The organism is Streptococcus minor DSM 17118 (genome assembly GCF_000377005.1).
Taxonomy (GTDB): Bacteria; Bacillota; Bacilli; order Lactobacillales; family Streptococcaceae; genus Streptococcus; species Streptococcus minor.
In genome coordinates, this window is sequence record NZ_AQYB01000027.1 from 43,740 (window position 1) to 69,933 (window position 26,194).

The 26,194-nt window shown below is 42.4% G+C and carries 26 protein-coding genes and 1 other RNA gene; 22 read left to right on the forward strand and 5 right to left on the reverse strand.

The genetic code is table 11. The features are described 5' to 3' along the window. Positions 1–274: 274 nt before the first annotated feature. Positions 275–451 carry a hypothetical protein gene (locus F602_RS10880; RefSeq protein WP_018166423.1) on the reverse strand — a complete coding sequence of 59 codons (177 nt, stop codon included), beginning with the start codon at positions 449–451 and terminating at the stop codon, positions 275–277. A 159-nt stretch (positions 452–610) separates the two neighbouring features. Here F602_RS10880 and F602_RS0102710 point away from each other — a divergent pair, with 159 nt between their 5' ends. The 6 genes from F602_RS0102710 to F602_RS0102735 all read left to right on the forward strand — a co-directional run bounded on the left by F602_RS0102710 (position 611) and on the right by F602_RS0102735 (position 6,389). Then, the gene (locus tag F602_RS0102710; protein ID WP_018166424.1) at positions 611–925 is read left to right on the forward strand and encodes a PTS cellobiose transporter subunit IIB; all 315 of its coding nucleotides are present in this window, start codon (positions 611–613) and stop codon (positions 923–925) included. A gap of 74 nt (positions 926–999) precedes the next feature. Then, entirely contained in the window at positions 1,000–2,982 is a 1,983-nt protein-coding gene (locus F602_RS0102715; RefSeq protein WP_018166425.1) for a BglG family transcription antiterminator, read from the forward strand. 15 nt (positions 2,983–2,997) lie between these two features. After that, on the forward strand, positions 2,998–3,312 hold the full coding sequence (locus F602_RS0102720; RefSeq protein WP_018166426.1) for a PTS cellobiose transporter subunit IIA: 315 nt from the start codon (positions 2,998–3,000) through the stop codon (positions 3,310–3,312). Positions 3,313–3,365: 53 nt separating this feature from the next. After that, complete coding sequence (locus F602_RS0102725) at positions 3,366–3,869, forward strand: hypothetical protein (protein ID WP_018166427.1); 504 nt, start codon at positions 3,366–3,368, stop codon at positions 3,867–3,869. 37 nt (positions 3,870–3,906) lie between these two features. Then, a complete protein-coding gene (gene celB / locus F602_RS0102730) occupies positions 3,907–5,223 on the forward strand; it encodes a PTS cellobiose transporter subunit IIC (protein ID WP_018166428.1) in 1,317 nt (438 codons plus the stop codon). Between the two features lie 74 nt (positions 5,224–5,297). Beyond that, positions 5,298–6,389, forward strand: a complete 1,092-nt coding sequence (locus F602_RS0102735) for a DUF871 domain-containing protein (RefSeq protein ID WP_018166429.1) — start codon at positions 5,298–5,300, stop codon at positions 6,387–6,389. Between the two features lie 124 nt (positions 6,390–6,513). On the opposite strand, the gene F602_RS0102740 is transcribed toward F602_RS0102735, so the two are convergent. Then, a complete protein-coding gene (locus F602_RS0102740; protein WP_018166430.1) occupies positions 6,514–7,368 on the reverse strand; it encodes a Nif3-like dinuclear metal center hexameric protein in 855 nt (284 codons plus the stop codon). Between the two features lie 268 nt (positions 7,369–7,636). Here F602_RS0102740 and F602_RS0102745 point away from each other — a divergent pair, with 268 nt between their 5' ends. From F602_RS0102745 to F602_RS0102795, 12 genes are all read left to right on the forward strand, one after another. Next, positions 7,637–8,482 (forward strand): helix-turn-helix domain-containing protein, encoded by an 846-nt coding sequence (locus F602_RS0102745; protein WP_018166431.1) that lies wholly within the window; start codon positions 7,637–7,639, stop codon positions 8,480–8,482. Positions 8,483–8,609: 127 nt separating this feature from the next. After that, the gene (locus tag F602_RS0102750; protein ID WP_018166432.1) at positions 8,610–9,743 is read left to right on the forward strand and encodes an ABC transporter ATP-binding protein; all 1,134 of its coding nucleotides are present in this window, start codon (positions 8,610–8,612) and stop codon (positions 9,741–9,743) included. Positions 9,744–9,844: 101 nt separating this feature from the next. Further along, positions 9,845–10,372 (forward strand): tRNA adenosine(34) deaminase TadA, encoded by a 528-nt coding sequence (tadA, locus tag F602_RS0102755; RefSeq protein ID WP_026183279.1) that lies wholly within the window; start codon positions 9,845–9,847, stop codon positions 10,370–10,372. Between the two features lie 44 nt (positions 10,373–10,416). Then, positions 10,417–10,512: signal recognition particle sRNA small type (gene ffs, locus F602_RS10700), an RNA gene on the forward strand. Positions 10,513–10,638: 126 nt separating this feature from the next. After that, a complete protein-coding gene (locus F602_RS0102760) occupies positions 10,639–11,181 on the forward strand; it encodes a hypothetical protein (RefSeq protein WP_018166434.1) in 543 nt (180 codons plus the stop codon). 105 nt (positions 11,182–11,286) lie between these two features. Then, positions 11,287–12,636, forward strand: a complete 1,350-nt coding sequence (locus F602_RS0102765) for a glucose-6-phosphate isomerase (RefSeq protein WP_018166435.1) — start codon at positions 11,287–11,289, stop codon at positions 12,634–12,636. 155 nt (positions 12,637–12,791) lie between these two features. Further along, on the forward strand, positions 12,792–14,762 hold the full coding sequence (gene tkt, locus F602_RS0102770; RefSeq protein ID WP_018166436.1) for a transketolase: 1,971 nt from the start codon (positions 12,792–12,794) through the stop codon (positions 14,760–14,762). Between the two features lie 134 nt (positions 14,763–14,896). Then, positions 14,897–15,445, forward strand: a complete 549-nt coding sequence (locus F602_RS0102775; protein ID WP_018166437.1) for a hypothetical protein — start codon at positions 14,897–14,899, stop codon at positions 15,443–15,445. 103 nt (positions 15,446–15,548) lie between these two features. Continuing rightward, positions 15,549–16,247, forward strand: a complete 699-nt coding sequence (gene dapD, locus F602_RS0102780; RefSeq protein ID WP_018166438.1) for a 2,3,4,5-tetrahydropyridine-2,6-dicarboxylate N-acetyltransferase — start codon at positions 15,549–15,551, stop codon at positions 16,245–16,247. A gap of 53 nt (positions 16,248–16,300) precedes the next feature. Next, the gene (locus F602_RS0102785; protein ID WP_018166439.1) at positions 16,301–17,431 is read left to right on the forward strand and encodes an N-acetyldiaminopimelate deacetylase; all 1,131 of its coding nucleotides are present in this window, start codon (positions 16,301–16,303) and stop codon (positions 17,429–17,431) included. Between the two features lie 63 nt (positions 17,432–17,494). Next, entirely contained in the window at positions 17,495–18,019 is a 525-nt protein-coding gene (locus tag F602_RS0102790) for a 5-formyltetrahydrofolate cyclo-ligase (protein WP_018166440.1), read from the forward strand. Beyond that, a complete protein-coding gene (locus F602_RS0102795; RefSeq protein WP_018166441.1) occupies positions 18,016–18,681 on the forward strand; it encodes a rhomboid family intramembrane serine protease in 666 nt (221 codons plus the stop codon). Before F602_RS0102790 ends, F602_RS0102795 begins: the two co-directional genes overlap by 4 nt. Positions 18,682–18,724: 43 nt before the next feature. Here F602_RS0102795 and galU read toward each other — a convergent pair whose 3' ends face one another. Then, complete coding sequence (gene galU, locus F602_RS0102800) at positions 18,725–19,633, reverse strand: UTP--glucose-1-phosphate uridylyltransferase GalU (protein ID WP_018166442.1); 909 nt, start codon at positions 19,631–19,633, stop codon at positions 18,725–18,727. A 15-nt stretch (positions 19,634–19,648) separates the two neighbouring features. Next, positions 19,649–20,665: an NAD(P)H-dependent glycerol-3-phosphate dehydrogenase gene (locus F602_RS0102805; RefSeq protein WP_018166443.1), complete on the reverse strand. Its 1,017-nt coding sequence runs from the start codon at positions 20,663–20,665 to the stop codon at positions 19,649–19,651. Positions 20,666–20,813: 148 nt separating this feature from the next. On the opposite strand from F602_RS0102805, the gene F602_RS10885 reads away from it, so the two are divergent. From F602_RS10885 to F602_RS0102825, 4 genes are all read left to right on the forward strand, one after another. Then, positions 20,814–20,972: a hypothetical protein gene (locus tag F602_RS10885; protein WP_018166444.1), complete on the forward strand. Its 159-nt coding sequence runs from the start codon at positions 20,814–20,816 to the stop codon at positions 20,970–20,972. A 139-nt stretch (positions 20,973–21,111) separates the two neighbouring features. Next, a complete protein-coding gene (locus F602_RS0102815; RefSeq protein WP_018166445.1) occupies positions 21,112–21,579 on the forward strand; it encodes a MarR family winged helix-turn-helix transcriptional regulator in 468 nt (155 codons plus the stop codon). Continuing rightward, positions 21,551–23,260, forward strand: a complete 1,710-nt coding sequence (locus F602_RS0102820; RefSeq protein ID WP_018166446.1) for an ABC transporter ATP-binding protein — start codon at positions 21,551–21,553, stop codon at positions 23,258–23,260. The genes F602_RS0102815 and F602_RS0102820 overlap by 29 nt, the downstream gene beginning before the upstream one ends. A 128-nt stretch (positions 23,261–23,388) precedes the next feature. Continuing rightward, positions 23,389–25,185 (forward strand): ABC transporter ATP-binding protein, encoded by a 1,797-nt coding sequence (locus F602_RS0102825; protein ID WP_018166447.1) that lies wholly within the window; start codon positions 23,389–23,391, stop codon positions 25,183–25,185. Between the two features lie 225 nt (positions 25,186–25,410). Here the strand turns inward: F602_RS0102825 and F602_RS10970 are convergent. Further along, the coding region (locus F602_RS10970) for an SHIRT domain-containing protein (RefSeq protein ID WP_245537560.1) at positions 25,411–26,194 on the reverse strand (784 nt) is incomplete at its 5' end.

Here is a 26,194-nt window from a genome sequence, read left to right on the forward strand (position 1 = left end):
ACGTTGTCATATCTATCATCGTTTAGAAAGGAGAAATGATGTTTACCTATCGAATACAATTCAGCAAGGGCCTAAATTTGCCTGACTTGTCCGCCAATCCCAAATTGGCAGATATCTTGACTTTTGAGATCAAACAGAAAGATTGATATATCGTAAAAAGTAAAGTCAATGATACTGTGCTTCGTAAGATTCTTATGGAGGAATATGATGTAGCAATGAAGGATGTGGTTGTCGTATCGACACGAATATCCTTTGGGGCAGCTACCACCGCTTTTTAGAGCAGAGAAAAAGATGGCATCTGGTTTCCAACACCACCAATAACACTAACCTTAGTCAGTTCATCATGAATAAATACAACTGATCCCAAAAGATGCTTTGCGTTGCAATTAGCATTCTCAGCTTTTTCTTTAAGTTCCTCATTCAAGACCAGTTGAGCTGGTCTTTTTTTCATTCCCTGATAGGTCTCAGGAAGGATTTAGGAAAAAGAACAATAGAAACCATCAAATTTCCGTAGTGCTACGGAAATAGTTACCATCCCTATTGGAAGCGTATTCAGTTATAATAAAGGTGTTAATCATTTATATATTTTTTAAAAATGGAGGGAGCTTTTATGGTTAAAGCACTTATTGTTTGCGCAGCAGGAATGTCATCTTCACTGATTGCCAAGAAAACAGCAGCACTTTTGAATGAGCAAGGTTTTGCAATTGAAATGGATGCTGTCAGCGTTCCAGAAGGAAAAAAACTCATCCAAGATGCTATCTATGACCTCTATCTAGTGAGTCCACAGACCAAGATGAACTACCAACAGTTAGCTGATGAAGGGGCTAAAGTTGGTAAACCTGTGGTACAAATCCCACCGCAAGCCTATATCCCAATCCCAATGGGAATTGAGAAAATGGCTGCCTTGGTGAAAGAGAGTCTCTAATCAGACTGGACTGTTGAGCGAAAATAATCTAAATCTATAAGTAGTGGTTCTGACATCGAGCAAAAGGAGATCCTATGCTACATCAAAAAGAAAAAATGATTTTGAACTATTTATCGCAAGATAGCAGTCAATATATCACTAGTAGGGAACTGGCCGAGAAAATGTCTTGTTCAGACCGGACAGTCCGAACCTATCTAAAAAATCTGAGTCAAGAGCTGACAAAACTCGGAGGAGGGGTGGCGATTGAGTCCAAACAAGGATTTGGTTACCGCCTCTCTATCCAAGATGATAAGCTCTATCAACAATTGCTGTCGGAGAATCATATTCAAAACAGTATGGTCAATGCCGATATCACGGACCGCCATCACTTCATCTTGAACAAACTCATGTTTGAACAGGAAGGCCTTCTCTTTGAAGACTTAATGGATCAACTATTTGTCAGCCGCTCAACACTTTCTGCTGATTTCAAAAAAATCCGTCAACTATTGGAAAAGTATCACTTGACCATTGAAAGTCGGGCCAACAAGGGAGTTTATGTAGTAGGTAGCGAGCAGGATAAGCGCCATTTTATTATGGATTACTTCTTCAGTGGCCAATTCATGAAAAACATTCATCAGTATGTCCGACAGGATGTTCTCAAGTTGCCTATCAACTTTGAGGAGCTAACCATGGTCATTCTGGATGAATCTCGTAGTCAAGGTTTGAAGTTGTCGGACTTTGTTATCCAAAACTTGGTTGTCCACATTGCCCTAGCCATTAAGCGCCTACAATCTGGCTTTCATATTTCTGCTATTGATTTAGATGCTGTTCGATATGAAAAGGAAATTTTGGTAGCCAGAAGTATTCTCCAACGGATTCGCTTAGCGACTCAGGTTGATTTTCCAAATAGCGAGGTTAACTACATTGCGCTTCATCTGATTTCAAAAGGAGAAAATAGAAATCGGTCTACAGAAGGAAATATCACTAGCCAGCTACGTCAGGAGCTGATGGGCTCTCTTCAACGATTGGATAAGGAGACAGGTTATCATTTCAGCGGGGATTTTACCCTATCTGAAGGGCTTTTAGCCCATTTGGAAGTGCTAATGGAGCGTCTGGAGAATGATGTCCATCTAGACAATCCTCTTCTGGATGAGATAAAAGCCAATTATATGGATGCTTTTTCTCTGACAAGAACCATGCTTTCTTATTTGGAAGTTCTTCAGGTGGAAGAATTGTCAGAGGATGAAATCGCCTATATCGCTTTGCATATCATGGCTGCTCTCGAACGTTATAAAGAAGAGCATAAGCCAAATGCTTTGGTCATTTGTGCGACTGGTTTTGGTAGTGCCCAGATGTTACGGCACAGGCTCCAAAATGAACTTAGCCAGTATGTGAATGTAGCGGAGATGGTCGGCTACTATGACATAAATGATGAAAAGCTATCAGGTGTTGACTGCATTATCTCAACCATTGATTTATCAAACCTTGTATTTACCATTCCTGTCTACAAGGTCAGCGTCTTCCTCAAAGAAGATGAAGTGCTCTATATCAAAAAGGAGCTGTCAAAATTAACAGCTAAGAAGACCAAACAACACTTGCGGTCTTCTAAAGGGAAGTTGACAGATTTCTTTGATGATTACTTTTCTAAGAACTACTTTACTATCTTGGAAGAGACAGATAAGGATGCGGTTCTACGTCATATGGTTTCCCTTTTAAATGATGAGGATGATGACCAATATGAACAAGAGATGCTGGATTTGATGAATCAGCGGTCAAAAATGAGTACAGTGGTCTTTGATGAGACCATCGCGGTTCCCCACCCTATCAAGGCTTTAGATAAAAATCATAAAATTGCTGTTGCCATTGTCAAAAATGGTCTGGTCTGGGATGACTATTTTACGAAGATCCAGCTGGTATTTCTTATCAGTTCTTCCATTTATGGAAATGAAGGACTGGCAGATATTACAAAGGGTATTGTTGATTTGGTTGACCTGCCCGACATAAAAGAAAAAATGATTGCCTGTCAAGACTTTGAAGAATTTAAAACTTTGTTCCTTAGTCTTGACCAAGACAAATGAGTAGAAAGGTAGATTATGAATACAGAAGAACTTCAAGTGGCCGCTTTTGAGATTATCTTATATAGTGGCAATGCTCGGACGATGGTTCATGCCGCTTTTGCGGATATGCGTGAGGGGAACTACGAATCGGCAGCTGAGCAATTAGAGGCAGCCAACAGTGAGCTGTTGATGGCTCATCAAGCGCAGACAAAACTCTTGAGTGAGTATGCCAATGGAGTGGAAATCAAAATTGAAATCATCATGGTGCATGCTCAAGACCATTTGATGACCAGCATGACCCTACGTGAAGTAGCCTTAGAAATGTTGGAGTTGTATAAAAAAGTCAGCTAATCTTAGTTGAAAAAGTCTTCTTATGAAGAGATGATAGATTGGAGGAAAGTCGAATGACAGACCAGGAAAAAGCATTATTAGAAGAAAGACGAAAAGAGAATGCCATCAAGACCTTGTTTTACAATCGCTACTTTGCGATTCGTTATATCAGTGCGGCCTATCTCTTTGTCAATCTCTACTGGGCTGCTGTTCTGTATATGACCCAAGATTATCTGGCCATGATGGTACCAGTAACGATGTTTAGCCTTGCAGCGCTTACTATGTGGGAACAGTTTAAAATGTTCTCTCGCGACCAAAAGCAGGCTAAAATGACTTATCGCTTTTATCAAACGGTCATTGGGGTGAATAGTCTCTTAGCAGTTATCACACTGACAGGGCAAATTAGTTTTTTATTCCCCTTCCTTTTAGTCAATCAGCAATCCATGATTGTCTTACTCTTCGTACAGGGTACGGGTATCTTACTTGCAGTTTGGATTTTAACTAAGCTCAAGCGTATCAATAAAAATGTAGACAAGCAGTACCTTCGCTTGAAACAATACCTCGCTACCCACAAATAATTTTGCAAACATTATAAAAAATTTAGGAGGAAACTATATGTTTGGATTTTTAGAAAAGTACCTCATGGGTCCCATGGGTAAGGTTGCGACCTATAGACCCGTCCGGGCCATTGTGGCAGCCGGGATGGCTTCCATCCCCTTGACCATCGTAGGATCTGCTTTCCTTGTCTTGGGTGTCATTCCCTTGGCCTTCCCAGCTTTGGCAGGAATTTGGGCTGGCTCCTTTGACAAATTTGCAGCCTTGACTCTCTTGGCCTATAAATGTTCCATGGGTATCCTATCTCTCTACTTTGCATTGGTCTTTGGTTATGAATATACCAAGATTTATGCAGAGGAAGAAGGACTCAACCTCAACCCAATGAATGGTGGGATTTTAGCTGTATTTGCTTACTTCATGACCATTCCAGAATTGACTTGGACAGATGGTTCAATGGCTCTTGTAACTGGTGAAACAACTATCAATGGATGGACTGTTGGCGGTGATAGCCTAGCTCGTCTTTCTACTTCAGGGCTCTTTACGGCTATCTTGATGTCAGTCCTAGCAGTGCAACTTTACCGTCTCTGTGTGAAGCGTAACTGGGTCATCAAGATGCCAGAAGCTGTTCCAGAAGGGGTTTCTCGTTCTTTCACTGCCTTGATTCCTGCTTTTGTGGTAGCCATCACAGTTATCCTCATCAATGGTGCCTTTATCTTTATGGGAACAGACATCTATAAAGTGATTGCGATTCCATTTGCCTTTGTAAAAGATATCACTGACTCTCTACCAGGTATCATCGTCATCTACTTCTTGGTGCACGCTCTCTGGCTCGTGGGTATCCATGGTGCCAATATCGTTATGGGTCTCGTTAACCCAATCCTTTTGGCAAATATGGCCTCTAACGTTGAAGGTGGTTCCTATGCCTTTGCAGGTGAGTTCACCAACGCTTACGTAACTCTTGGTGGTTCTGGTGCAACTCTTGGTTTGACTCTCTTCATTGCCTTCTTTGCTAAATCAGAGCAGTTAAAGATACTTGGTAAAGCTTCTATCGGTCCAGCTCTCTTCAACATCAATGAGCCAATCATCTTTGGTATGCCGGTTGTCTACAACCCAATTTTAGCGATTCCGTTTATGTTGGCTCCAATTGTGTCCGCTTCGCTCGCCTTCTTAGCAGTGAGCTCTGGTCTTGTGGGCAAAGCCATTGTTCAAACACCATGGCCAAGTCCTGCTGGTCTTGGAGCCTTCGTTGGTTCTGGTGGTGACATCAAGGCTGGTATCCTCGCCATTGTCTGTGTGCTAATATCCTTTGCTATCTGGTTCCCATTCATCAAAATGTACGATGCTAAGCTTCTAAAAGAAGAACAGGGTGCAGCTTAATTTCATGAAATGGCAGAGTCTGTGACTGTTTTAGTCCCAGACTCTTTCTTTTTGTTCATATAGAAAGGATGACTATGTCAGAATTAGGAATTTCCATATACCCATCCAAATCCAGTTATGAGGAGATGGTAGCATACTTGCAACAAGCAGCTGATTTGGGCTATACACGTATCTTTACCTCTATGTTGGAGGTCGCTGAGCAACCGGACGAGACGGTCCAAGCTTTTAAGGCCATCATTGCCTTTGGTAATCAGCTAGGTATGCGAACTTCCATTGATGTCAATCCAAAACTCTTTACAGCTCTCAATTTGAGCTACGAAGATATGGGTTTCTTTGCCGATTTGGGTGTATGGTCTGTTCGTTTGGATGAGGGTTTTCGTGGCTATGAGGAAGCCCAGATGACCCACAATCCGTATGGTATTGTGATTGAGACCAATATTTCGAGAGGTCAGCATTACATTGACCTGATTATGGATTTTGGAGCAAATAAGAACTGTTTGATTGGTTCCCATAATTTTTATCCACTAGCTTATACAGGATTGGATTTTGATTATTTTATGGAAACAGCCCACCAGTATAAATCCTATAACTTACGGACGGCAGCTTTTGTTGACACACCTTCTGGGAAGTTCGGACCTTGGCCTATATCTGATTTGATGGTGTCCAGTGAGGTCCAACGCACTCTTCCTATCACTACCCAAGTCCAGCTCCTCAAGGCGACAGGTCTGATTGATGATATTTTTATCAGTTCGTCCTTTATTTCCTTGGAAGATTTGCAGACTGTGGCGGAGATATTCTTTGCAACGATTCCAGCACTTCAAGTAGAATTTGACAAAAAGGTCACTCCTTTAGAAAAAGCCATTGCTTTGGATGAAGTCCAGCTTTATCGAGGAGATTATTCAGGATATATGATGCGCTCCAGCCAGACACGGGTCAAGTATGGCAAGCAGTCAATCCCTGCAACCAATACAAGCTCTATCAAACGAGGAGACATTACGATTGGGAATGACCAAGCGGGTCAGTACCGAGGGGAATTGCAAGTGGCTCTCCAAGATCGACCAAATCTAGGAGAACGCCATAATATCATCGGGAAAGTTCGTGATGCAGATAGGATTCTCTTGGATTTGATTCAGCCTTGGCAGTCTTTCAAACTTGTGGAAGTTTAGGCTTTCTCCATCAAAATACAAAAACCAGCAGAAACGCTGGTTTTTTAGCTATCAATGCTTACTGTAGAAGCAGTATATTGAGGCAATCTCTTGGTTTTCATGTAGTTAAAGAGGGAATAATCTCCTATTTTACAATGTAGTTTACAGTGTCCCCTGATTTTACAAATTGTATAGGGATTTCTAATTCCAGTTTTTCAACCAGAAAATCAGCCATATAAGCCATGCCTGGCTCCTCAGTATTAAAATGCCCTGCGCTCAAAACAGCTTTATTTCTACCTAGGGAAAGGCTATCTTTTGCAAACTCTAAAACGGTAAAATCAACCATTTCCAAGAGGCAAATAGCATCGATATCTTCTCTCTCCAATTGCTTGATGATGTCATTGTCTTGTCCAAGAGCGTGATAGCCGACGATTAGATTGCGAATGACTTGATTACTTTCTCCCACGTAGCGAATGCCATTTACTTCTAACTTATCTATCAGTTCATGAGATAATTCATGCAAGGTCTTGCCTTTGTCAAAACGAAAAATGAATGGAAATCGTGTCAAATCTTCTACAAACTTTTCCCATCCAAGTGTCTTCACGACACCGAGAAAGATACCATCAATGGCACTTCCGTCTTCCTGCAAAATGCCAGAATGAACAAAATCATGGTTACGCCAGACGGTAATCTTCGCCTCATCTAATAGTTCTTTTTTTAATTGATAAGTTTTATTTTCTTGCAACCAATCTTGCTGATCACCATGGTTCCAAAATAAGGCTTCGTGGACGATAATCAGATTAGCTCTAATCTTTTGAGCTTCTTTAATCACATCGACACTGGCCCAACAAGTGGTCACGATTCCAGTACATTCTTCTGAGAGCCACTCTTCACCATATAGAACTTGATCGCGGCTGGTTTGTTCGTTAAATTCTATTCCTAAGTAGTGTTTCCCTTGATAGAGTTCTTTGGTTTTCGTTATGATTGCATCCTTTTTCATTGCTTTGCTTCCTATTCTTGTACTTCCCTCTGAAGTATTTTATGACTGGAATACCAATCATAAAAACTCTTCAGCAGGCATCAATCACCTCCTTTTATTTCAAAGTTGGTAGGTTGTGCTTTCTGAAGAGTAGTAATCTTATTGCTATCAGATTGATTATACAATAAGCTCTTTTAGGATGTCAACGCTTACAAAAATAAAATTCCTCTTCTGATCACGCTTGGCGATGCTTATGGTATAATCTAATCAAATAGAAAGAGAGAGTGTAATGAAGTTACGAGAATTATTTCCTGAGGCGGTCATGAATCGTCAACCGCAAATGGGGCCAGAATGGCTGACTTTGGAATTCGGGGATCAATTTGTTCATTTTCCTCAACATAAACTGAGTTCAAGAGAGCGGATTTTGCTGACGCTGCAGCAGCAAGCTGTTTTGGTAGAAGAAGAGGCAGATGTTTGGCATCAGTATCTGCTCCAGAAGAAAGGACAAATTCCTCAAAAATTGGACGCTGCCCAGCTACTCTATGTGGAACATGCCACCCGCTTATCTCCAGACTTATTAGAACTTTTCCGAGACTTATTGCCTAATCTGCTAGCAGTGGTAGAGGCAAGTAGTACGCGGACAGTCTTGGTCTTGCATCAAGAACCGCGCTTGGAGGTGGCAGCGCTCGTCCAGGATGTCTTACCCACCGTTGAAAACGACTTTGACACCAAGCTGACGATCTTTTTTGGAAATAGCTGGACTAGGCTGCAACAGGAGGATTTGCGTCACTTGTTTGATAGTGAATACCAACTCTTTTCTGACTTTGTCCGTTTGAAGGGAAATGAGCAAACCATCTCTTTTTCTTCCATGATTCTTTGGGCCCAGTCTCGGCAGTTAGACCTAGCAGCCATCTCGGAAAAAATCCATCACTATATTGATGATAGCAAGGATATTTCCGATATTATAGAGGCTTTGTGGCAATCACAAGGAAATCTTGTGCAAACTGCTCAAAAGCTGTTTATGCACCGAAATTCACTTCAGTACAAGCTGGATAAATTCCACAGCCTATCTGGTCTCAACTTGAAAAACTTGGATGATTTGGCTTTTTGTCGCTTATTAATGTTGCATGATTAAGTCAGGAAAACTATCCTGACTATTTCTTTTTTAGGCAATATGCCCAAAAAATCTGTTTAGTCTGTCTATTTCATGTAATCGTTTTCTTTGCTATACTAAAGCTATCAATAGAAAACGGAGACACACAATGGTTGAATTAAATCTAAGCCACATTTTCAAGAAATATCCAAATGCTACTCACTATGCGGTGGAAGACTTTAATTTGGACATCAAAGATAAAGAATTTATCGTATTCGTAGGACCTTCAGGTTGTGGTAAGTCTACAACTCTTCGGATGGTTGCAGGTTTGGAAGATATCACAGAAGGTGAATTACGTATTGATGGTGAAGTAGTCAATGACAAGGCACCAAAAGACCGTGATATCGCAATGGTTTTCCAAAACTATGCCCTTTATCCACATATGACTGTTTATGACAACATGGCCTTTGGTTTGAAATTGCGCAAGTATGCTAAGGCGGACATTGATGTGCGCGTGAAAGAAGCTGCTGCGATTCTTGGTTTGACAGAGTTCTTACAACGTAAACCAGCAGATCTCTCTGGTGGACAACGTCAACGTGTAGCCATGGGACGTGCTATTGTACGTGATGCAAAAGTATTCTTGATGGATGAACCTTTGTCTAACTTGGATGCAAAATTGCGTGTTTCCATGCGGACAGAGATTGCGAAAATCCATCGCCGTATCGGCTCAACAACTATCTATGTTACTCACGATCAGACCGAGGCGATGACTCTTGCAGACCGCATTGTTATCATGTCTTCTACTAAAAACCCAGATGGTTCAGGAACGATTGGTCGCGTTGAACAAATCGGTACCCCACAAGAGCTTTACAATACTCCAGCAAATAAATTCGTCGCAGGTTTCATCGGAAGCCCAGCTATGAACTTCTTCAATGTTACTGTTGAAAAAGACCGCTTAGTCAGTGCAGACGGTTTTGAAATTGCCTTGCCAGAAGGTCAGGCTAAGATGCTAGAAGCAAAAGGCTACATCGGTCAAGAAGTTATCTTTGGTATTCGTCCAGAAGATATTTCCAGCAACCAGATTGTTCATGATACCTATCCAAATGCTACTGTCAAGGCAGAGGTTCTTGTTTCTGAATTACTTGGTTCTGAAACTATGTTGTATGTGAAGACAGGTGTGACTGAATTTGTTTCGCGTGTAGATGCACGTGACTTCCATTCGCCAGGACAAGAAGTATCTCTTACTTTCAATGTCGGAAAAGGTCATTTCTTTGATAAGACATCTGAAAAAGCTATTCGCTAATCCTTTTTGCCCACTAAGATTCTTAGTGGGTCTTTTTTTGTTGCATTTTAAAAGGCTAGCCATATTGCCTATCTGCCTGTTTTTTGTGCTATAATCATCATATGGAATTTACAGTAGAAGAAAAAGAAATGTTCATGCGGGAGGCTCTCAAGGAGGCGGAGAAATCCCTAGCCAAGGAAGAAATTCCTATTGGTTGTGTCATTGTCAAGGACGGGCATATCATCGGTCGAGGCCACAATGCCCGTGAGGAACTGAATCAAGCCATCATGCATGCAGAAATCATGGCCATCAACGAAGCTAATCAGCAGGAAGGCAATTGGCGCTTGCTTGATGCCACTCTCTTTGTGACGATAGAGCCCTGTGTCATGTGTAGTGGTGCTATTGGTCTCGCTCGTATTCCCCGAGTTGTATACGGTGCTACTAACCAGAAATTTGGCGGTGCAGGCAGTCTTTATGATATCCTAACCGATGAACGACTCAACCATCGCGTAGAAGTAGAAAGAGGCATTTTAGAAGAAGAATGTGCAGCCGTGATGCAATCTTTTTTTAGGATAGGTCGAGAGCGTAAAAAGAAAGCTAAACGTTTAGCTAAAGAAGCGCTAGAAGATGAGGATAGTCCACTTTTTTAAAAAAAGAAGCTTAGAATCTTTTCACTGCAATCAATTTATGATATAATGACTATTGGAGCAACATTCGTGCGTGAAGCGGGTCAGGGGAGGAATCCAGCAGCCCTAAGCGATTTCGAGTGTGTGCTCTTTTTGTCTACATTCTAAACCCCTTTTGAAATCAAGGTTTCAAAAGGGGTTTATTTGGCTTTGAATAGGAGATAATCGGTTCTATTTTAAGCATTCTTAAGGAAAAGATGGTAAGATAGAAAGCTCAAAGGAGGTGTTTTATGTTTGTATTTGCATTTCCAGGCATGGGCAAGACAACGCTAGCGAATAGCTATTCAGAAGTAGTTGATTTGGAGTTATCAGATATTAAGTATGATAATCAGAAAGTGAGTCATCTAACCAAAGAAGAAAGAAAGTCGACCAAGCGCCCTATTAAGGATAAACATTATAAAAAAACCTATACAGATCAGGCATTTTCATTGGATGAGCAGGGCAAGACAGTTCTAGTCGCTCTCAATTTTTTCCTGCGTTTCTGGTTTCTCATGTTAGTGAGTGGCAGGAGGAACTTCCATATTTTTATTCCCCACCCTTCCCTAAGGAGAGAGTACCGAGAACGTTATATTAAGAGGGGGAATAACCAACGCTTTATCTCCGAAGTTCTGCTTATCTGGTATCCCACTACAATTCTTTTCTGGCTTCTTTCCAAACAGATTCCCCAAGTGATTACAGTCACTCAATCGCAAGAAACTTTGGAAGATCACTATTGCCCCCAAGCGGCTATCTTACCAAAAGCAAGGGGGATAAAAGAGGTTGTTGCTTTCTGAAAATGGATGAAAAAATGACGAAAATGTGCGTTGTTTAACAAAGTACTTGAAAAAAATCAGATAAAGCGTTATCATATAATGTAATACAAAAATGGAGGCTTATAAATGGCACACATCACATTTGATTATTCAAAACTTTTGGAAAAGTATGTTCAACCTCATGAATTAGACTATATGCAAAGTCAGATTACCGCTGTGGATGCTGACTTGCGCAATGGTACGGGAGCTGGTGCAGAGATGCTTGGCTGGCTCAACTTGCCACAAGATTATGATAAGGAAGAATTTGCTCGTATCAAGGAAGCTGCAGCTAAAATTCAGGCTGACAGTGATGTCTTGGTGGTAATTGGTATTGGTGGTTCTTATCTGGGTGCCAAAGCTGCTATTGATTTTTTGAACTCATCATTTGTCAACTTAGAGAGCAAAGACAAGCGCAAAGCTCCACAAATCTTATACGCTGGAAATTCCATTTCTTCTACCTATTTGGCAGATCTTTTGGAGTATGTTTCTGACAAAGACTTTTCAGTCAATGTGATTTCCAAATCAGGGACAACAACTGAACCTGCCATTGCTTTCCGTGTCTTTAAAGAAGCCTTGATTAAGAAATATGGTGTTGAAGAAGCCAACAAACGTATCTACGCTACAACTGATAAGGTTCGTGGTGCGGTGAAGGTTGAGGCAGATGCCAATGGCTGGGAAACCTTTGTGGTGCCAGATAGCGTTGGTGGACGCTTCACTGTCTTGACAGCAGTAGGTCTCTTGCCAATCGCAGCATCAGGTGCAGATGTGGATCAGTTGATGGCTGGAGCTGCCGCAGCTCGTGAAGCATATTCATCCAATAAACTATCTGAAAATGAATCCTACCAATATGCAGCCCTTCGTAACATTCTTTACAGAAAAGGCTACATGACCGAAATCTTAGCGAACTACGAGCCATCTCTCCAGTATTTCTCAGAGTGGTGGAAACAGTTGGCTGGAGAGTCTGAAGGTAAGGACAATAAGGGAATCTACCCAACATCAGCTAACTTCTCAACAGATTTGCACTCAATCGGACAAATCATTCAGGAAGGTCGTCGCGATCTCTTTGAAACAGTGGTACGTGTAGACAAGCCTAGAAAAAATGTCCTGATTCCAGAAATGGCAGAAGACCTAGATGGCCTTGGATATTTGGAAGGCAAGGATGTCGATTTTGTGAATAAAAAAGCGACAGATGGTGTTCTTTTGGCCCACACAGATGGTGGTGTTCCAAACATGTTTATTACTTTGCCAGAACAAGATGAGTACACTCTTGGCTATGTCATCTACTTCTTCGAGTTGGCCATTGCAGCATCAGGCTACCTCAATGGCGTCAATCCATTTGACCAACCAGGTGTTGAAGCCTACAAGAAAAATATGTTTGCCCTTCTTGGTAAACCAGGTTTTGAAGAGCTAGCAGCTGAGCTAAACGAACGGTTGTAAAAAATATATGAAAGAGCCCGAAAGGGTTCTTTTTCTTTATAAGCATTCTCGGGCGAGCTGACTGCGGCTAGTCAAATAGAAGAAATTTCAAATTGGAAGCCTTTTATGCTATAATGAAACCAGCGACAAATCCATGAAACAATTAGGAGGAAACTATGTCAAACTTATCCGTCAATGCCATCCGATTTTTGGGCGTAGATGCTATTAACAAGGCCAACTCAGGTCACCCAGGGGTGGTAATGGGAGCTGCTCCAATGGCTTATGCTCTCTTTACAAAACAAATGCATATCACGCCGGAGGCTCCAAATTGGATTAACCGTGATCGCTTTGTCTTGTCAGCTGGACACGGATCGATGTTACTTTATGCCCTTTTGCACTTGACAGGGTATGAAGATACAACTATGGAAGAGCTGAAGTCCTTCCGTCAATGGGGTTCTAAGACACCTGGCCACCCTGAATTTGGTCATACTGCTGGTGTGGATGCCACTTCAGGTCCGCTTGGACAGGGAATTTCAACAGCTGTTGGTTTTGCTCTGGCAGAGCGTTTCCTAGCAGCTAAATACAACAAGGATGGATTTCCAATCTTTGATCACTATACCTACGCTATCGCAGGGGATGGGGACTTTATGGAGGGTGTTTCTGCCGAAGCGGCTTCCTTTGCAGGTCACCAAAAACTGGACAAGTTGATTGTCCTCTACGATTCCAATAATATCAGTTTGGATGGTGATTTGGACGATGCCATGACTGAAAATGTCCGGGCTCGTTACGAGGCTTATGGTTGGTACACAGCTTTGGTAGAAGATGGGACAGATGTTGAAGCCATCAACATCGCTATTGAAGCTGCTAAAACATCTGGCAAACCATCCTTGATTGAAGTCAAAACAGTCATTGGACATGGCGCACCAACAAAGGCTGGAACAAATGCTGCTCATGGTGCACCTCTAGGTGCTGAAGAAACAGCCGCAACCCGCGAAGCTCTTGGTTGGACCTACGAACCGTTTGATATTCCATCATCTGTCTATGCAGATTTCAAGACCAATGTAGCGGATCGCGGAGCAGAAGCACATGCTGCTTGGACTAAACTGGTAGCAGACTACCAGGATGCTTATCCAACAGAAGGTGCGGCGTTGGCTGCTATCTTAGCAGGCAAGGATCCAGTTGCTATTACACCAGCAGACTTCCCAGAGCTGGAAGTAGGCTTCTCTCAGGCAACTCGTAATTCCTCACAAGATGCTCTCAATGTCATTGCAACAAAACTACCAACCTTCTTAGGAGGTTCAGCAGACTTAGCTCACTCTAATATGACTTACATTAAGGGTGAGGGTCTTCAAGATGCAGACCACCTTCTCAATCGCAATATTCAGTTTGGCGTGCGTGAATTTGCTATGGGTACTATTCTCAATGGTATGGCCCTTCATGGTGGACTTCGAGTATATGGTGGTACCTTCTTTGTCTTCTCTGATTATCTGAAGGCTGCAGTTCGACTCTCTGCCCTTCAAGGCTTGCCTGTGACCTATGTCTTTACCCACGACTCTATTGCAGTCGGGGAAGATGGTCCAACTCATGAACCAATTGAGCATTTGCCTGGTCTTCGAGCTATGCCAAACTTGAACGTGATTCGCCCAGCAGATGCGCGTGAAACTCAAGCAGCATGGCACTTGGCCCTCAACAGCAGCACAACACCAACAGCCCTTGTCTTGACTCGCCAAAACCTAACTGTCGAAGAAGGAACAGACTTTGACAAGGTAGCTAAAGGTGCTTACGTAGTCTATGACACTGAAGGATTTGATACTATTCTCTTGGCCTCTGGTTCAGAAGTCAATCTGGCTGTCAAGACAGCGAAAGAATTGGTTGCAGAAGGCGCTAAGGTCCGTGTGGTTTCCGTTCCATCCATGGAACTCTTTGATGCCCAAGACGCAGCCTATAAGGAAGCAGTCTTGCCAAATGCAATCCGTCGCCGCGTAGCTCTCGAGATGGCAGCCACCCTTAGCTGGTACAAGTATGTCGGCCTAGATGGAAAAGTCATCGGAATCGACAAATTTGGTGCTTCTGCACCAGCTCAAACTGTGATTGACAACTATGGCTTCACTGTTGAGAATGTCAAGTCCGTTGTCAATAGTTTGTAATCACTAGAAAAGCGAACCTGGAGAAATCCAGGTTTTTTAAAAAATGACAAAAACAACTAAATATATGTGAAAAATAAAAAAACTTGACGAATTATATATATAATAGAATCTGAAAAAATCATTAGGAGATGAAGATGAAAAAGAAATCGCCCAAAGATAATCAAGGTACTATTTTGACAGTAAAAAAACCATTTTATAAACGAACTTGGTTTGTGGTTTTAGCAGTTTTGTTTGGTTTGGGTATCATTATAAACATTTTTACAGATGATAAGCATCAAAAAGATGCTGCTGTATCCGACACAAAAGAAGTCAACACTATCACTTCAACAGTTGACAGTACTGAGGAGCCAAAAGCTACGAGTATAGCTATTCAACTCATTGCAGGAGAAAAAGGGGACTATGGACAGAGCATCGTTATGAATGAAGGGACAGATATGCCTGAAGAGTTGATTGTCTATTATTTACCAGCAGGTATATATGAAGTTGAAAATATTGGAAGTTTTCCAGCACAAATCACAGTGTATGAGGGCTTTACTAGAGATGAATCAACTGGTTATGATAATTACACAGCCTCAGGAGATGCAAAGCTCATTGATAAAGGTGCAAAAGATACGATTACAGTTCCAGAAAATTGGTTTGTAGAAATCCATGAACCAGCGAAGTTCTCATTGGTAAAGCAATAATATAACTTCGACCTCTTCGGAGGTCTTTTTTGTGCCTATCCTTTCCAAATTTTCAGATAATTTGCTATAATTGGGTAAATATACCAGAAAATAGGAGAAACTCATGACTGCACAAAAAATGTCTGCACAGGAAATTATTGCTTTTATTGGAAATGCGGTGAAGAAAACCAATGTTAAAGTGACTTTTGAGGGGGAATTGGCGGGAGCTATCCCAGCTGAAGTCACTAAACTAGGCAATGTTCTCTTTGGTGACTGGAAAGACATCGAGCCACTTCTGGTCAATTTGACTGAGAATAAAGATTATGTAGTGGAGCAAGATGGACGTAATTCAGCCGTACCCCTCTTGGACAAGCGTGCGATTAATGCCCGGATTGAACCAGGTGCCATCATCCGTGATCAGGTGACCATTGGTGACAATGCCGTTATCATGATGGGAGCGGTCATCAATATCGGTGCAGAAATTGGTGTAGGTACCATGATTGATATGGGTGCCATCTTGGGCGGCCGAGCAACCGTTGGTGAAAATAGTCATATCGGTGCAGGAGCAGTCTTGGCTGGTGTGATTGAGCCAGCTTCAGCTGAGCCTGTTCGTGTCGGTAACAATGTTTTAGTTGGTGCCAATGCTGTAGTCATTGAAGGTGTTCAAATTGGGAACGGATCTGTTGTGGCAGCTGGTGCCATCGTCACTCAAGACGTCCCTGAAAATGTGGTAGTGGCAGGTGTTCCAGCCCGTATCATCAAGGAAATCGACGCGAAAACCCAACAGAAGACCGCTCTCGAAGATGCCCTGCGCAACCTGTAGTCATTAAGAAACTTGTGGTAACACAGGTATTTCGTCAAATGAAGGATAGATAGATGCAATTAGATTTACTTCAAATTCGCCGTGATTTACACCAGATTCCTGAGATTGGTCTGGAGGAGTTTAAAACGCAGGCTTACCTTTTAGATAAAATTGCGGCAATCACTAGTGGGAAAGAGTTTGTGGAGCAGAAGACATGGCGTACAGGAATCTTGGTTTTTGTAAAAGGGTTTGCTCCGGAAAGAACCATTGGTTGGCGGGCAGATATGGATGGTTTGCCGGTAGTAGAGGAGACAGGTTTAGCCTTTTCAAGCCAATATGAAGGACGGATGCATGCTTGTGGTCATGATTTCCACATGACCATCGGACTTGGGCTTCTCCATGAACTAGTCCAAACTCAGCCCAAAAACAATCTTCTCTTTCTTTTTCAACCAGCAGAAGAAAATGCGGCAGGTGGCATGTTGCTCTATGAAGATGGTGCTCTTGGTGATTGGAAGCCGGATGAGTTTTATGGATTACATGTACGGCCTGATTTTAAGGTAGGCGATATCGCGACCAATACGGGTACTCTTTTTGCAGGAACTTGTGAAGTCTGGGTGACTTTCAAAGGAAAGGGTGGACATGCAGCCTTTCCTCATCAGGCAAATGATGCCTTAGTAGCTGCGGCTTATTTTATTACACAGGTACAGACCATTGTCAGTCGAAATGTTGATCCGATTGAAGGCGGAGTTGTGACGTTTGGTTCTATGCAGGCTGGTACAACCAATAATGTAATTGCAGATCAGGCGAAACTCCACGGAACTATTCGTAGTTTGACCCAGGATATGAGCTTGCATATTCAAAAACGGCTACACGATATAGCCCGAGGAGTGGCTAGCTCCTTTGGCATGGAGGTGGATGTCGTCCTCAATCAAGGAGGCTACCTGCCCGTGGAAAACCATCCTCACTTGGCCCGTAACCTGATGGACTTTTTTGAGCAGAGCCCAGGAGTCAACCTGATCGATTGCCCACCTGCCATGACGGGAGAGGACTTCGGTTACCTGCTAAATAAGATTCCAGGAGTCATGTTCTGGTTGGGAGTGGATACGCCCTATGCTCTCCACCATCCCAAGATGAGTCCCAAAGAAGAAGCTATCCCCTTTGCTGTGGAGCATATTTCTGCCTTTCTTCAGACAAGGGCCCAGTAAACGATTGAAAAAGGCTGGTTAATATCAGTCTTTTCTCATCTATGAGAAAAATAGGAAGAAGTTATGAAAAAAAGTACTCGAGCAACTGTTTTGCAGGCCTTAAAGTGCCAAGACAAAAAAGAAAAAGCTCATAAGGATAGAGAAATAACCGAGCTAATTCTGGCCCACCCCAGCTACCAGACCGCACAAACTATTGCCACTTATCTTCCTATGGAGTATGAATTTAATAGTTATAGTCTGGTTGAGGCGGCTCAGGCAGATGGGAAAACGGTCTTAATCCCCAAGGTCACTGGTCCTGGTCAGATGGTATTTCTCCCTTATATTTCTGACCAAGTGGTTGAAAGTTATTTTGGTGTTTTAGAGCCTGTGGGTGGTCAGGTAGTGGACAAATCAGACATTGACTTGATGCATGTGCCTGGTGTAGCCTTCAATGCAAAGGGGTATCGTATCGGACATGGTGGAGGTTATTATGATCGTTACCTAGCGAACTATATGGGAGCCACTATTAGTACCATCTATGATTTTCAGAGAAAAGAATTTAAAGAAGAAGTTCATGATATTCCCGTTCAGGAGGTGATTTGCAAATGACAGAATTAAAAAGACGACCGGTAACTTTCGGTATATTGATAATCACAACCTTTGTGTTTATGGCTATCCAGATTTTTCGATTTGGAGATACCACGTCTGGAGTTACCATTTTTGAATTTGGTGGCCTCTACGGCCTCTTTCTCAAATATGACCCTAGCCAGTTATGGCGCTTGGTTACGCCTGTTTTTGTGCATATTGGTTGGCAACATTTCCTTTTCAATCTATTTGCGATTTATATCGTGGGCCAATTAGCTGAACAGATCTGGGGCTCTTGGCGCTTCCTACTCCTTTATATCTTGTCTGGTATCATGGGGAATGTGTTTACACTCTTGTTGACGCCTGATGTGGTAGCGGCTGGTGCTTCAACAGCTATCTTTGGTGTTTTTGCCTCGATTGTGGTTGTGGGCTATTTTGGACGTAGTCCCTACCTCAGACAGATGGGCCAGTCCTATCAAGCCCTCATTGTTGTTAATCTAATTTTCAACCTCTTTATGCCCAATGTTGGGATTGTTGGACACTTGGGTGGTCTAGTTGGTGGTCTTTTGGCAGCGGTCTGTTTGCCAACAGTCATTGAAAAACAGATGTTTCAAACCTGGCAACGTCTATTGGCTGGTGGGATTTATCTCATTCTGTTAGTTGGTATGATTTTACTAGCCTTATAAATGACAAAAGCATAAGAATCGGGTGATTCTTATGCTTTTTATCTTAGTCAGTTTTTGGAGATTGACCTTCTAATTCTTTACCTAGAGCAATGATATATTTTTTCAAATCGTTCTTGGTTTGTGGGTGATTGAGCCCGTATTCGATAGAAGTTTTCATGTAACCATACTTGTCTCCCACATCATAGCGCTTGCCTTTGAATTCACGTGCAAAGACACGTTGGGTCTTATTGAGGGCATCGATGGCATCCGTCAGTTGGATTTCATTGCCTGCACCTGGTTCTTGTTTTTCTAACAATTTAAAAATTTCAGGAGTTAGTAAGTAGCGACCAATAATGGCCAAGTCGGATGGTGCGTCTTCAGGTTTTGGTTTTTCAACGAAGGTTTCCACGCTATATAGGCCATTGACACCTTCTCCCTGAGGAGCAATTACACCGTAAGCAGATACTTCTTCATGAGGAACTGGCATGACTGCAATGGTGGAGGCATGAGTTGCCTCATAGTCATCAATCAGTTGTTTGGTCAATGGGGTATTCGTTCCGTTGATATCCATGAGGTCATCACCAAGAAGGACGACAAAGGGTTCATCTCCGACAAAAGCCTTCGCCTGTAGCACAGCATCGCCCAGTCCTCTCGGATGGCTTTGGCGGATAAAATGGAGACGGATACCTGTCGATTCGTCAACTAGTTTGAGGAGGTCATCCTTACCTTTTTCCTTTAAGTTATACTCTAATTCAAAGTTGGAGTCAAAGTGGTCTTCGATGGAACGTTTGGACTTACCAGTCACGACCAAGATATCCTCTATACCAGAAGCAAGGGCCTCTTCTACGATAAATTGGATGGTCGGCTTGTCAACGATTGGCAGCATTTCCTTGGCTAGTGCCTTGGTAGCAGGGAGGAAACGAGTTCCTAGGCCGGCTGCAGGAATAACAGCTTTTCTCACTTGTTTTTTCATCTTCATTCTCCTTGATTAGGACCATTCATTTTCTTGGCGGAATTCGCCAGACATGATTCCCTTGATTGCTTCATCGATGCTCGCACCTTGGTAAATGACACTGTAAATAGCTTGGGTAATCGGCATGTAGACGCCTAGTTCTTGGGATAGTTCGTAGGCAGCCTTGGTGGTGGAAATTCCTTCAATAACCATCCCCATATTACGCTCAACATCTTCTAAATTTTCACCACGTCCCAGCTGGTCACCAGCACGCCAGTTACGAGAATGGACGGATGTACCAGTAACTATCAAGTCTCCAACACCTGACAAACCACTGTAAGTGAGAGGGTTGGCACCCATGGCTACACCGAGGCGGGTGATCTCTGTCAGGCCACGTGCGATGATAGCCGCTTTGGCATTGTCACCATAACCAAGGCCATGTAGTGCACCAGCGCCAACTGCGATAATATTTTTCAGAGCTCCAGCTGTTTCCACTCCGATGACATCATTGTTGGTATAGAGACGGAAATAGTGGTTGCTAAAGAGGTTTTGCACATACTTGGCAGCCTTCAAATCTTTTGAGGCTGCGGAAATAAGGGTGATATCACGAACAATAGTTTCTTCAGCGTGGCTTGGACCAGAAACAACTACGATTTCACTTCTTAGTTTTTCTGGAATTTCTTCCTCTAAGATAGTGGATAAGCGTTCGTGGGTATCTGGCTCTAATCCTTTGGAGGCGTGCATGACAACCACCTTATGTCTTAAAACAGCTGCAACTTGCTTGGCTACTAGACGGGTCACTTTTGTAGGGACAACAAAAAGAACAGCATCAACGCCTTCCAGAGTTGCTGCCAAATCCTTGTATCCTTTAATCTTTTCATCCAACACGATGTCTTTGAAATAACGAGTATTGGTATGCTTATCGTTGATCTCATCGATTTGGTCTTCAAGGTTGCCCCAGATTCGCACTTCATGGCCATTATCATTTAATACTTGTGATAGGGCTGTTCCCCAGGAACCAGGTCCCAGTACAGCAATTTTTTGTTTTTCCATGCTTGCTCCTTACAATGCTTGTTTCCTTCATTATATCATAAGAAAAGGCTTACCGATAGCAAAAGCTACAAAATATAACTGCAGAAAGTAAAATGTATAGGCTATTTTTATCCCTTGAAAATCCCTTCTCAGGAATGGATATGATACAATGAGAGAAAGAAATGAAGAAGAAGGAGTTATGAAGAAACTAGCCATATTTGATGAAGTAGCCACTATTTTGCAGGAAAATTCGTCAACAAAGAAAGATATTGCTGGAGCAGACCCAACTCTTTTTCGCGAGAGAATCTGGAGAGAAATCTGGATTTAGAAATGGCCTTGGCCTAGGTCTTGGCCTAGCTGGTGGAAATCCAGTTTTTTTAATTTTTTTGAAGAATCAAGCCAAGTTCTTGACAATAGTTCTCTTAAGAACTATAATAGTTTCCATGATAACTAAGGAGGGGCAATAGATGTCACATATGGCAGATTTTCGGCAAGTTTTTCACCAATTGGAATACTTGAGTGATGAAATAGCCAAACAGCATGGAGTAGAGCATTTAGCAGGTCCGCAGGGCCATGTGCTTGTTTTTCTCGGTAAAAACCAAGACAAAGAGATTTTCGTAAAGGACATTGAAGCGAAATTAAAAATTTCCAAGTCTGTAGCCAGTAATTTGGTCAAGCGGATGGAAAAAAATGGTTTTATCAAGACCGTTCCCTCTCGCAAAGATAAGCGCTATAAGCAAGTCGTGATGACCGAGCTGGGCAAAGCCAAATTGGAACCTTTAGGCAATTGGCATGAGGATCTATTTCGTCATCTTTTTGTAGGGATTGCGCATGAAGATTTTGAGGCTATGTCGCGCTTAATCCAACAGCTCAAAGAAAATATTAGGAAGTACAAGGAGGATTATCATGCTGAAACAAGCATTGAAGCCCTATAAATGGTATGTTTTGGGCTCTATTTTGATGACGATTGGAGTGGTCATTAGCTCATTGACCCAGCCCCAATTTTTAAAGAAGGTTCTAGCGGCAGTCTTGATCAATGACCAGGATGAAATTTACCGTATCGGAATGTGGTTATTGGTGGTTGCCGGTTTGGGCCTTCTTGCTGGTACGCTCAATACCATTTTGGCCGCCAAGATTTCACAGGGAGTATCTGCAGATATACGAGAGGCTACCTTTCGGAAGATTCAGACTTTCTCTTATGCCAATGTAGAAGAGTTTAATGCAGGCAATCTAGTTGTTCGAATGACTAATGATGTCACCCAGATACAAAATCTGGTCATGATGATTTTCCAAGTTCTGCTGCGCTTGCCGATCCTCTTTGTGGGAGCCTTTATTTTGGCAATCTCGACTTTGCCTAGTCTCTGGTGGGTTATTGTCCTGATGGTCATTTTCATTACCATCATTATGGCAGTAACGATGGGTACGATGGGGCCACGATTTGGGAAATTTCAAAGACTCATGGATAGGGTCAATGCCATTGCCAAGGAAAATCTACGTGGTGCCCGTGTGGTGAAATCTTTTGTTCAAGAGAAGGGGCAATACGCTAAATTTAAAGAAGTTTCCAATGAGTTATTGGATTTGAACTTGTTTATCGGTTATGGTTTTTCCCTTATGCAACCTCTTTTAAGTTTAGTGGCCTATATGGCTATATTTGTGTCCATCTATCTGGTTGCAGGCATGCTTCGGGAACAGCCAGAAGCTCTTGGGAGTATGGCTTCCTTTATGACCTACATGATGCAATTAATGTTTGCCATTATCATGGTCAGCTTTATTGGCATGCAGGCCAGTCGGGCCATGGTTTCCCTCAAGCGTATTGAAGAAGTCCTTCATACTGAGCCAGCTATGTCTTTTCAGGATGGACCTTTAGAGGATTTATCAGGGGATTTGGTCTTTCAAGATGTCAGCTTTACCTACCCTAAAGATACGGAGCCTAGCCTGAAAAATATATCCTTTGACGTTAAGAGTGGAGAGATGATTGGGGTTGTTGGAGCAACAGGAGCTGGTAAGTCTACGTTGGCTCAGTTGATTCCGAGACTCTTTGATCCCCAAGAAGGCAAGATTTTGATTGGTGGACGGGATGTGAAGGAGTTAAGTCAAGAGACTGTAAAAGCTACTGTTTCCATCGTCCTTCAAAAAGCCCTTCTCTTTTCAGGTACTATTGCAGACAATTTGCGACAAGGGAAGTCTGATGCTGATTTGGTTGCTCTAGAGCGGGCATCGGGTATTGCCCAAGCTAAGGAATTTATCGATAAGTTGGATGATACATATGATAGTCAGGTTGAGGAGCGGGGAAATAATTTCTCAGGTGGACAAAAACAACGAATTTCCATCGCTCGTGGTGTGATTGGTCAACCGAAGATTTTAGTTTTAGATGACTCTACCTCAGCCTTGGATGCCAAGAGTGAAAAACTGGTCCAAGAAGCTTTGAACAAAGACCTTAAAGGGACAACGACTATAATCATAGCCCAAAAAATTTCATCAGTGGTGAAGGCAGATAAGATTTTGGTACTGGATGAAGGTCGTCTGATCGGTCAAGGAACCCATAAAGAATTGGTTGAAAACAATGCGGTTTACCGTGAAATTTATGAAACACAAAAAGGAAAGGAGGAAGACTAAGACGTTTTGCTTTTTATAGAGAAAAAGCATATGAAACTCGATTATAGGGCTCGGAAAGCGGATATGAATACACTTTAGTTTTCTCGCTTCTTAGATTTCGGCTTTCTAATCGTTCTTAGTATCCTATTATGAAAACAGCACGATTTTTCTGGTTTTATTTAAAACGTTATAAACTTTCCTTTGCCATTATCTTCTTTGCTATTATCCTAGCAACTTATATGCAAGTTAAGGCTCCGGTATATCTCGGTCAAGCTTTGACTGAATTAGGAAATTGGGGTCAAGAGTATTTTAAGGCCAAGGCTATTGCAGAGGCGACTGGTCAAGACTTGGTCAGGCCAGATCTGGGTGCCTTTCAGGCTGTTATGACCAAGCTTCTTTGGGCTTACTTGAGCCAAATTGGGGCGACTCTCATTTACTCCCTGCTCTTTACCCGTATTATCGCTCATTCGACCAACCGGATGCGAAAGGGGCTCTTTGGGAAATTGGAACGCTTGACCATCCAGTTCTTTGATACCCACAAGGACGGAGATATTCTTTCTCGCTTTACGAGCGATCTTGACAATATTCAAAACTCCTTTAATATGAGTCTGACCCAGGTGGTCACCAATATTGCTCTATACATTGGTTTGGTTTGGATCATGTTTGACCTCAATGCTAAACTAGCTTGGGTGACAGTTGCATCAACTCCCATAGCTTTGATTTTTTTGGTCTTTATCGTTCGTACAGCACGCAAATACACCGATCGTCAGCAGGCTGCGGTAGGTGAGCTCAATGCTTATATGGATGAGAAGATTTCTGGTCAAAAGGCGATTATTGTTCAGGGAGTTCAAGAGGAAACTATTTCAGGGTTCTTGGTCCTTAATGAAAAGGTTCGTGAAACTACCTTCAAAGGTAGACTATTTGCTGGTTTACTCTTTCCGGTCATGAATGGGATGAGCCTCGTCAATACGGCCATTGTTATCTTCGTCGGCTCTACTATCGTTCTCAATGACTCTAGTCTATCTACAGCAGCAGCCTTAGGGCTGGTTGTAACCTTTGTCCAATACTCTCAACAATATTATCAACCTCTGATGCAAATTGCTTCCAGTTGGGCTGAATTGCAATTAGCTTTCACAGGAGCTCACCGTATTCAGGAGATGTTTGATGAGCCGGAGGAGATTCGGGTAAAAGATGCTCCCCTCTTTACCGAGCTACATGAAGGTGTAGAAATTGAGCATATTGACTTTTCTTATGTGCCTGGTAAGAAAGTCCTATCAGATGTATCTATCTCTGCTCCTAGGGGCAAGATGATTGCCGTTGTTGGTCCGACAGGATCGGGCAAGACGACCATCATGAACCTCATCAACCGCTTTTACGATGTGGATGCTGGTGCAATCAAGTTTGATGGTAAGGATATTCGCCAATATGACCTGGATAGCCTTCGACAAAAGACTGGTATTGTCTTACAAGAGTCCGTTCTCTTTACAGGAAGTATTGCAGACAATATCCGTTTTGGGGCGCCAGAAGCTAGCCAAGAAATGGTGGAAACTGCAGCGCGTGCCACACATATTCATGACTTTATCATGAGTTTGCCAGATGGCTATAACACCATGGTATCTGATGATGAAAATGTCTTCTCAACAGGACAGAAACAGCTCATTTCCATTGCTAGAACGCTTTTGACAGATCCACAGGTCTTGATTTTGGATGAAGCAACTTCCAATGTGGATACAGTAACCGAAAGTAAGATTCAAAAAGCTATGGAAGCAGTCGTGGCTGGTCGAACTAGTTTTGTCATTGCTCATCGTCTCAAAACCATTCTCAACGCCGATCAAATCATCGTTTTAAAGGATGGGAAGGTTATTGAACAAGGAAACCATTGCGAATTGCTTAAACTAAAAGGATTTTATTCAGAGTTATACCACAATCAATTTGTATTTGAGTAGCATATTTTGATATCTTTAAGATGTACTGCCCATTTAGTTACTGGGCTTGTGATTTTCTTTGGATGTTCTGTATGGCCCAACCAGCCCTCATCGGCTGGTTTTTCTTTGTGTTGCAACCCAAAGTGGAGTGATGTGAGATGGTATGATACAAAAAAGGCTTAGAGCCATGTTTATGGAGCTCTAAGCTTTTTTTAACGATTATTCTATTTGATATTACCTTTGATATTAGGGTTGGCTATACCAGGAAATACCTTCATCAATCCAGCCGTTTTGAGATAGGACACGTCTTTCATTTGCATCCCTTGTGTAGAGGTGTTTTTTAATCCCACTATGATACAGACGATAGATGGGAACATCTCCGTAGGAGCGGTAGGCAATGCCTTCTTGCTGCCAGCCCCGTGTAGCAAGCACCTTGTTTTCATTTGCATCTCTTGTATAAAGATGGACCTTTATGACAGGGTGATAGAGTCGATAAACTGGCTCCCCTTTTTTGGTTTCTGTTCGCCAAGAAATCCCCTCATATTTCCAATCTCCTCGTCGAATCAAGGTGTCTCGCTCGACCAGACTGGTCGTGTAGAGATGGACTTTCAGTTGAGGATGATAGAGTCGATGAACATCTAGTAAGGGATCAGGTTTAGGATTAGGTTTAGGATTGGGCTTAGGATTGGGCTTTGGATTGGGTTTAGGATTGGGTTTTGGATTAGGCTTAGGATCGGGCTTTGGGTTGGGTTTAGGATTAGGTTTAGGATTAGGTTTAGGATTGGGTTTAGGATTAGGTTTAGGATTAGGTTTAGGATTGGGTTTAGGATTAGGTTTAGGATTGGGTTTAGGATTAGGTTTAGGATTGGGTTTAGGATCAGGCTTAGGATCGGGTTTTGGAGTGAATGCCCATCTGCCCACAAAGCGGATGTTGTCATTTTCGATACTTATCTTTTCCTTATCGTATCCAACAAATGTCCAGCTTCCATCTGCTAAAGTGATTGCTTTTGTACTTGGTTGTTTGGCTACG

Bases quoted from the DNA above. Each gene is read 5' to 3' on its own strand.
- dapD (WP_018166438.1), top strand. From the start codon at position 15,549: ATGACTGCACAAAAAATGTCTGCACAGGAAATTATTGCTTTTATTGGA.
- tadA (WP_026183279.1), top strand. From the start codon at position 9,845: ATGGAATTTACAGTAGAAGAAAAAGAAATGTTCATGCGGGAGGCTCTC.
- F602_RS0102775 (WP_018166437.1), top strand. From the start codon at position 14,897: ATGAAAAAGAAATCGCCCAAAGATAATCAAGGTACTATTTTGACAGTA.
- F602_RS0102715 (WP_018166425.1), top strand. From the start codon at position 1,000: ATGCTACATCAAAAAGAAAAAATGATTTTGAACTATTTATCGCAAGAT.
- F602_RS0102750 (WP_018166432.1), top strand. From the start codon at position 8,610: ATGGTTGAATTAAATCTAAGCCACATTTTCAAGAAATATCCAAATGCT.
- F602_RS0102785 (WP_018166439.1), top strand. From the start codon at position 16,301: ATGCAATTAGATTTACTTCAAATTCGCCGTGATTTACACCAGATTCCT.
- F602_RS0102710 (WP_018166424.1), top strand. From the start codon at position 611: ATGGTTAAAGCACTTATTGTTTGCGCAGCAGGAATGTCATCTTCACTG.
- F602_RS10880 (WP_018166423.1), bottom strand. From the start codon at position 451: ATGAAAAAAAGACCAGCTCAACTGGTCTTGAATGAGGAACTTAAAGAA.
- F602_RS10885 (WP_018166444.1), top strand. From the start codon at position 20,814: ATGAGAGAAAGAAATGAAGAAGAAGGAGTTATGAAGAAACTAGCCATA.
- F602_RS0102735 (WP_018166429.1), top strand. From the start codon at position 5,298: ATGTCAGAATTAGGAATTTCCATATACCCATCCAAATCCAGTTATGAG.
- celB (WP_018166428.1), top strand. From the start codon at position 3,907: ATGTTTGGATTTTTAGAAAAGTACCTCATGGGTCCCATGGGTAAGGTT.
- F602_RS0102720 (WP_018166426.1), top strand. From the start codon at position 2,998: ATGAATACAGAAGAACTTCAAGTGGCCGCTTTTGAGATTATCTTATAT.
- F602_RS0102805 (WP_018166443.1), bottom strand. From the start codon at position 20,665: ATGGAAAAACAAAAAATTGCTGTACTGGGACCTGGTTCCTGGGGAACA.
- F602_RS0102825 (WP_018166447.1), top strand. From the start codon at position 23,389: ATGAAAACAGCACGATTTTTCTGGTTTTATTTAAAACGTTATAAACTT.
- F602_RS0102740 (WP_018166430.1), bottom strand. From the start codon at position 7,368: ATGAAAAAGGATGCAATCATAACGAAAACCAAAGAACTCTATCAAGGG.
- F602_RS0102760 (WP_018166434.1), top strand. From the start codon at position 10,639: ATGTTTGTATTTGCATTTCCAGGCATGGGCAAGACAACGCTAGCGAAT.
- F602_RS0102795 (WP_018166441.1), top strand. From the start codon at position 18,016: ATGACAGAATTAAAAAGACGACCGGTAACTTTCGGTATATTGATAATC.
- F602_RS0102790 (WP_018166440.1), top strand. From the start codon at position 17,495: ATGAAAAAAAGTACTCGAGCAACTGTTTTGCAGGCCTTAAAGTGCCAA.
- F602_RS0102820 (WP_018166446.1), top strand. From the start codon at position 21,551: ATGCTGAAACAAGCATTGAAGCCCTATAAATGGTATGTTTTGGGCTCT.
- tkt (WP_018166436.1), top strand. From the start codon at position 12,792: ATGTCAAACTTATCCGTCAATGCCATCCGATTTTTGGGCGTAGATGCT.
- F602_RS0102725 (WP_018166427.1), top strand. From the start codon at position 3,366: ATGACAGACCAGGAAAAAGCATTATTAGAAGAAAGACGAAAAGAGAAT.
- F602_RS0102765 (WP_018166435.1), top strand. From the start codon at position 11,287: ATGGCACACATCACATTTGATTATTCAAAACTTTTGGAAAAGTATGTT.
- galU (WP_018166442.1), bottom strand. From the start codon at position 19,633: ATGAAAAAACAAGTGAGAAAAGCTGTTATTCCTGCAGCCGGCCTAGGA.
- F602_RS0102745 (WP_018166431.1), top strand. From the start codon at position 7,637: ATGAAGTTACGAGAATTATTTCCTGAGGCGGTCATGAATCGTCAACCG.
- F602_RS0102815 (WP_018166445.1), top strand. From the start codon at position 21,112: ATGTCACATATGGCAGATTTTCGGCAAGTTTTTCACCAATTGGAATAC.